This is a genomic window from Chryseobacterium sp. DT-167 (assembly GCF_058310155.1).
This window is the reverse complement of sequence record NZ_JBZEEQ010000023.1, coordinates 1-7,404: the sequence shown is the minus strand read 5'-3', so window position 1 is coordinate 7,404 and position 7,404 is coordinate 1. Positions and strand designations below refer to the sequence as shown.

Below are 7,404 nucleotides of genomic sequence, written 5' to 3'. Positions count from 1 at the left end.
TTCCTATCAGCTACTGTGGCTACCCAGGAAGGTGGATTTTTAGCAGTTGGCACCTCGTTTTCGGGGAAAGGTTTAGATAAAAAAGACGATTCCAAAGGTGGATCGGATTTTTGGTTGATCAGAATCAACGAATTTGGAGACGAGATGTGGCAGAAGACGTTGGGAACTGCTCAGGATGAAGAAGCGAAAGCGGTTATCCAGACCACAGATTTCGGATTTCTTGTGGCAGGAAATGTACAGAATGCTCCGAAAGGTTACGGATCTAAAGATGTGATCGTTTCAAAACTCGATAAAAACGGGAAAGAATTGTCACAAATTATTGTAGGCGGAAAAGGATTGGACGAGGTGGAAAAGATGATTCCGACGATTGACGGTGGTGCATTGCTCGGAATTTATTCGAGAAGTAATGCAGGAGGTTCTAAGAAAACCGAAAATTTTGGAGAAGGTGATTTTTGGATTATCAAGCTGAATAAAGAAGGAAAGGTAGAATGGGAAAAGAATTTCGGAGGGAAAGGTGATGATCACCTGAGAACTTTGGCAATGACTTCTACAGGTTATGTCGTTGGCGGAGAATCGAGATCCGAAAGATCAGGAAATAAAACGGTGGGAATTGAAGAAGGAACCGATATCTGGTTAATCTCTTTAAATGACCGAGGTGAAGAGCTTTGGCAAAAGTCTTACAACTTTAAGAACAGAGATGTTTTGATGGGGATGAATGTGATTCAGAGGAAAGATGAAAGAGAAAAGAATAAAGACTTAACCCAAGGGATTTTACTCGGAGGTTATACTCAGGCAGAAGGCAGAATAGAAGCGGATGATGAGACTTTTTGGATGCTCTATCTTGATCAAAACGGCAACGAGCAGTGGAGAAAGCACGTGAAAGGGGAATCCAGAAAGAAGGAAGAAAGATTGTCTGATATTAAATTAAACAGAGACGGTTCTATCATTTTGGCAGGAACGAGTGCTGAAGAACTCGGAAAAGAGAATTGGAAGATTGTGAAGTTGGGTGATAAGCAGCTGGATCAGCTGATTGAGAAGCAGGATATTAAGATCTATCCGAATCCGGTGTCTGATTATGCTTATGTGGAAATCGGGTTGGAGTTCAAGGAAGCAGATATTACTGTTTATGACATGGGCGGAAGACAGCTTCAAAGCCTGAAAACCAAAAACAAAATAACCAAGATCAATACGCAGAATCTGATTCAGGGAGCTTATTTAATCACTATAAAAACCGACACGAATAAAACGGCTAATGCTAAATTGATTAAAAAATAAACACCGATGAAGAAAACAATTGTATTACTTTCAACAATTTTAATAACGGAAGTATATTCTCAAAACAATAATTCCGGAGTGCCTGATATTTTCCCGCCTAAAGCATCAGTGGCTTCTCTTTTTAGGACAGAGCAGATTCCTGTGAATCTTTCAACAGGAATACCCGATATTTCTCACAGTCTTTTTAATGCTTCTATTGATAAGAACTTGTCGTATAATTTCAGAATATCATACCATCCCTCTCAGATCAGAGCAGAAGAAATTGGTGCTGAGCTTGGGGTAGGGTGGAATGCTGCTGATGTTGGAATCATTACAAGAACGGTAAACGGGCTTAACGATGACAAGCAAATGTGGGGAATCTTAGATAACCAGATCTACAACAGCGGTTTTAACGGAAATATAGACGTTAACACCAGTGCCTGGCTTAAGAAAAGGCTCTATGAATCTGTATATTCCAATCAGTATGATGTTTCAAGTGATGAATACATGTTTAGTTTTTTGGGAAATAGCGGAAAATTTGTATTCGTTTTTGAAAACGGAGCGATGATCCCTAAGATTTTAGGTACTGAAAGGAAATACAGGATACAGTATGAAAGAGATGCTTCTCACGGACACCTTAAGTCATTTACTATTACTGATGACAAAGGTTACCAGTACATTTTTGATTTGTTTGAATCTGATTCTAATATCGTAGAATCTGTAAGCGTTTCACAAATAGAGCAGTCTTCAAATATGCCTATTCTTCCGATGACAGAGTATAAAAATAACTGGCATCTGACGAAGATAAAAGATCCCGCAAATAATGAGCTGCTGACTGCAGAATATGAGCTGTATAATTTCCCGGATTCTGTTATAAAAAGCACGGAATATAATTATATGATGAATCCTGACACAAAGGATGATCTGCAATACAAAATCACGCAACTTCATCATATTGACTATTTGCAACCGCTATATAAAACAGATATTATTACCAAAAATAATGATACATATAAACTGAAAAAAATAAGCATTCCCAATAAGACAGTAATCACTTTTGATAAAGCATCGGTAAACGGAAACAATTTCCTTGAGAGAGTAAAATTATATGATACATACAACAGGTTGATCAGCTCATATCATTTTAATATTGCTGCTTCGGGATCAAAATCTGTTCTTACCAGTATCGTTAATGAGCAGGATACCAATCTTAATTATTCTTTTCATTATAATGGTTCACTTACAGATTCAGATTCTCCTGAAAAAGATAATTGGGGATATTATAATAATAATTTTTATTCAGGATCATTTGATATAGAACGATCTGAATTTTTTCCGGATGGTGCCGATAAATCTGCCAATCCGTCAGTAATTACCAACGGAATTCTCGACTATGAAATTTCACCTACCAAAGGAGTAATGCAGTATATATGGGAAGCCAATACCTTCTCAAACATTGCTACCAGTACCATTGATTATTACGATATACCTGAAAACAGAACAGACCGGTCACAGGTATTCATCAAAACTGCTTTTAACAATCAGCCTGCGGATGAATTGTTTTACGTAGACAATCCTCAAAATCTCTGGATCACTTTCAAAGCTACGCAATATTCTAATATCAATGATATCAGACCTTATACTCTGCAGATCACTCCGGTGAAAACAGACATAGCTTATGACCCTAATGTTTTGCTTCCCAATCCGGCAGACTGCTATGAAGAAACGTATGCCAATACTGGCGGAATAACAAGAGGCAAAAAATACCTCACCATAGATTCCGGAACCTCTAAGCAGATATCATTCTATGGAAAAGGGCTCTATAAGATATCCCTGGTCAACACCACTGGTGATCTGCAGTATCATTCTGTACAATACAATATTGAAATAGGAAAGTATTCTTTAAGCAATGCGTACCAGTATTTATATGGTGGCGGAGTAAGAATACGCCAGATCAATTTTTGGGACAAGCTTTCTGATATGAACCTGAGCAATCAGCCCAAACGGTACTTTCAATATCTTTATAAAGATTTTAATGATCCTTCCAAATCCAGCGGTGTACTCAACAATAAACCTGTATATGTCTACAGTAAAGAGGTTGCGGAAAGTGAAAACTTATCATGTGGAGGTTACATAGGTAATTTCAATACGCTGACTAAAAATTATGGAAAAGTACAGTACCTTACCTATAATAACAATGCTGTGGTACAGACCTCAAATCTTAATGGCTCGTTTGTAACCTATAGCAATGTAAAAGTAATAGAGTCTGAAGGGTATACAAAAAACTACTTTACCACCCCGCTCGATTTCAGTGATTATGATGCTCTTAACTACAATTATCCGTTTTTACCAGCAAAGAACACCGAAAAGAAATACGGTCTTATCAAAAAATCTGAGGTGTACAACAGTGCTGATGCCCTTCTGAGAAAAGACGAATTTGTATATAACATTATAGAACCTGAGGTTTTGGCAGGTGCAAAAACCTATGTCCCAAGTGATGGTGGTTGTTTTGTGAAAAACTCGGCCTATTCTAGTTTGATGTCTAATTATGACAACTATTTGTATGTATCAGGGAATCATAATTATAATGTTGGGGGAGTGTGTGGTTTGTTTGGAGGATGCGGAGGTTTATCTTCCGTATTAGATTCCAAGCCTATTTATAAAAAGAATATTATCCCTCTCCTACAGCAAAAAACGACTGTTGAGTATCATCCCAACGGTACTGCTAACAGCTTTGTAAGCTATGACTATTCGGGTTATTATATTTCTAAGGAAACAGCTCAGAAATCTGATCTGTCTGTACAGGAAACCACGTACAAGTATGCACCGCAGAAAAGCAATACGAGACTGATCAATGCCAACATGGTAGGTATTCCGCTGGAAGTTTCGGTGACCGAAAAAGAAAGTCTTGCATCTGCCGGAACACTGATTTCAAAATCGGAAACTAAATATGATGATGCTTCCCACCTTTTTCCGAGCTCGGCATTATCCTATAATCTTGAAAGCGGAAATGCTTCTTCAGAAATAACATTTGATCAGTACGACAACAAAGGAAATATTCTTCAGTATACCACCAAAGATGGAGTTTCTACGTCGGTGATCTGGGGCTACCACAATACCCAGCCTATAGCCAAGATTGAAGGCGCATTGTATGACAACATCAAAAACAATCCTTTGATCACTGCCATCATCAATGCATCTGATTCTGATGCTGCAAATCCTTCTGCGGAAGGCAGTCTGATTACAGCTCTTGATGCTCTGAGAAATGACATCAGCTTTAAAGATTTTCAAATGGCAACGTTTACTTATGATCCTTTGATTGGGGTGACAACGCTTACGCCACCATCAGGAATCAGAGAGATTTACAAATATGATTCTGCCAACAGGCTCGAAAAAATAGTGGATGAAGAAGGAAAAATCCTCAAAGAATACAAATACAACTACAAACCATAAAAACACAATGAAAAAACTTATTATCCCTATCAGTATGCTGTTTGTAGCGGGTTTTTACCATGCACAGGCAACGAATACAGAAAACTATGTACAGACCAGAGTGTATCTTGAGCCTGTAAGTACATCGAGCTCCACCGCCAAACAGATTCAGACCGTACAGTATCTTGACGGTCTCGGAAGACCGAAACAGGTGGTGAACGTAAAAGCTTCTCCGTCAGGAAAAGATGTAGTAACACATATTGAATATGATGGCTTCGGAAGACAGGTGAAAGACTTTCTTCCTGTTCCACAGTCCGCAACGATGAATGGGGCAATCATTTCCAATCCGCTGGCTAATGCAACACAGACTTCAATCTACGGTTCGGAAAAAATCTATGCCGAAAAGACCTTTGAGAATTCTCCTCTAAACAGGGTTTTTGAACAGAAGCAAGTAGGTAACGACTGGAACAACAAACCCGTAAAGTTCGGCTACGATGTCAACATCAACGGCGAAGTGAAAAAATACGCCGTAACAACAGTCTGGGAAAACGGGGCTGCAAAATCCGGAGTGAGCGACGGTGGAAGCTACTCTCAAGGACAGCTTTACAAAAACACGGTGACCGATGAAGACGGCAACAAGACCATCGAATTTAAAAACGGGAAAGGACAGACCATTTTACTGAGGAAAGTTGTAAGTGCTACCGAAAATGCAGATACATACTATATATACAACAAATACAGCCAGCTTGCTTTTGTCATTCCCCCTTTAGCCTCAAGCTTAGCCTTCTCTTCAACCTTGCTCGATAATCTCTGTTATCAATACCGATATGACGGAAAAAGCAGACTGGTAGAAAAGAAACTTCCCGGAAAAGGCTGGGAATATATGGTGTATGATAAAGCAGACCGTCTCATCATGACTCAGGATGCAAACATGCGTACAAACGGTAAGTGGTTAATTACAAAATATGACCAGTTTGGGAGAGTCATTTATACAGGTATTTTATCGGGTGGAAGCAGAGAAAGTATGCAAAATCAGGCAGGAGGTTTAGTAATTACAGAATCAAAACATGCTTCAGGTTTTACCAAAAACGGAATGCAGATTTATTACAGCAACGGTTATTTCGTTGATATAGAAACGGTACTGTCGGTTAATTATTACGACAGCTATCCTTTTTATAGTTTCAATCCTTCTTTTCCTTCTACTATTTACGGGAAAACGATCTTAACGGATAATGCAGCAGTATTGGGGAAAAGCACCAAAAGCCTTCCCGTAATGACGTTGGTAAAGAACATTGAAGATGACAACTGGACTAAAAGTTATTCTTACTACGATACCAAAGGAAGACCTGTCGGAAGTTACGCGATCAATCATTTGGGAGGCTATACCAAGACGGAATCTGAGCTTGATTTTGCAGGAACAGTTTTGCAGACCAAAACGTATCATAAAAGGTTGGCCACTGATACTGAGAAAATCATTACAGAAACTTTTACGTATGATTCTCAGAATCGATTGTTGGTTCATAAACATAAAATCGATAACAATACAGAAGAGATCCTGGCTCAGAATGAGTACAATGAATTGTCTCAGCTTAAAACTAAAAAAGTCGGGGGAACCAATGCAGCAGTACCATTACAAAATATTGATTACAAATACAACATCCGTGGGTGGATGACTCACATTAATGATCCTAATAATCTTGGAAATAGTTTATTCGGGTATAAAATCAAATACAATCAGGTAGACGGTTTGCAGACTCCCGATGCTACAGATACGGCTTTGCAGGTACTCCCAAGATACAACGGTAATATTGCTGAAGTAGACTGGAAAACTTCAACCCAGGAAAATGAACCTTTAAAAAGGTATGGCTATGTATATGACGGGCTTAACCGTTTATCTGCAGGGTTTTACCAGAATGAAACCAACTCCTCTATCAGAGAATACTATGAAAAAGTAACCTATGATCTGAATGGGAACATCAAAACCATGAAGAGAACTGCACAGAGAATGGGACCCACCGCTTTACTTATTGATAATCTTTCCTACCAATATGAAAATGCGAATGTGAGCAACCGACTTCAGAAAATATCTGATGCTGTAACCTTAGGATCAGGATATCCTTACAAGGCAAACCCTACAAATATAGGATATGATGACAACGGAAATATAACTTCATTTGCAGATAAAGGTATTTCCTCAATTCAATATAATTTTCTAAATTTACCCAAACAGATTACTCAAAACTCGGTGATTACTAATTACACATACAGAGCAGACGGTGTAAAACTCAAGAAGCTTTACAGTGATGTCGAAACGGATTATCTGGATGGTTTTCAGTACAAATATACTTATGCATGGGAAGATGAAACGATGACTATGCAGAATGATGCGATGAAGCTGAGAATTATCCCGACCTCAGAAGGGTATTATGATGCGTTACTCAATTTGTACGTTTATAATTACACAGATCATTTAGGCAATGTGCGCATCAGCTATGCCGATTCTGATCACGACGGTTTAGTGAGAGGAAGAGATATGAGGATTACGCATTGCACGGATCTGGGAGACGGAACACAGGCTTGCTATGATGAATTTATCCCGGGAGAGATTGTTGCCAACAATACCTATTATCCTTTTGGGATGCTGTTTGATCATAATCTCCAGGCAAATAGTTCAAATGCTTATAAATATAAGTACAACGGAAAGGAGTTACAAGAGAC

3 protein-coding genes are annotated in these 7,404 nt (G+C 38.7%); all 3 read left to right on the top strand.

The features are described from left to right. Window positions 1-1,275: T9SS type A sorting domain-containing protein (locus tag AC4FQ5_RS19435; RefSeq protein ID WP_491146109.1), on the top strand; the 1,275-nt coding region annotated here is incomplete at its 5' end. Between the two features lie 6 nt (window positions 1,276-1,281). Next, window positions 1,282-4,707 (top strand): hypothetical protein, encoded by a 3,426-nt coding sequence (locus AC4FQ5_RS19430; RefSeq protein ID WP_491146107.1) that lies wholly within the window; start codon window positions 1,282-1,284, stop codon window positions 4,705-4,707. Then, window positions 4,658-7,404 (top strand): DUF6443 domain-containing protein (locus AC4FQ5_RS19425; protein WP_491146103.1); only part of this gene is annotated, 2,747 nt, incomplete at its 3' end. The genes AC4FQ5_RS19430 and AC4FQ5_RS19425, both read left to right, overlap by 50 nt.

Bases quoted from the DNA above. Each gene is read 5' to 3' on its own strand.
- AC4FQ5_RS19430 (WP_491146107.1), top strand. From the start codon at position 1,282: ATGAAGAAAACAATTGTATTACTTTCAACAATTTTAATAACGGAAGTA.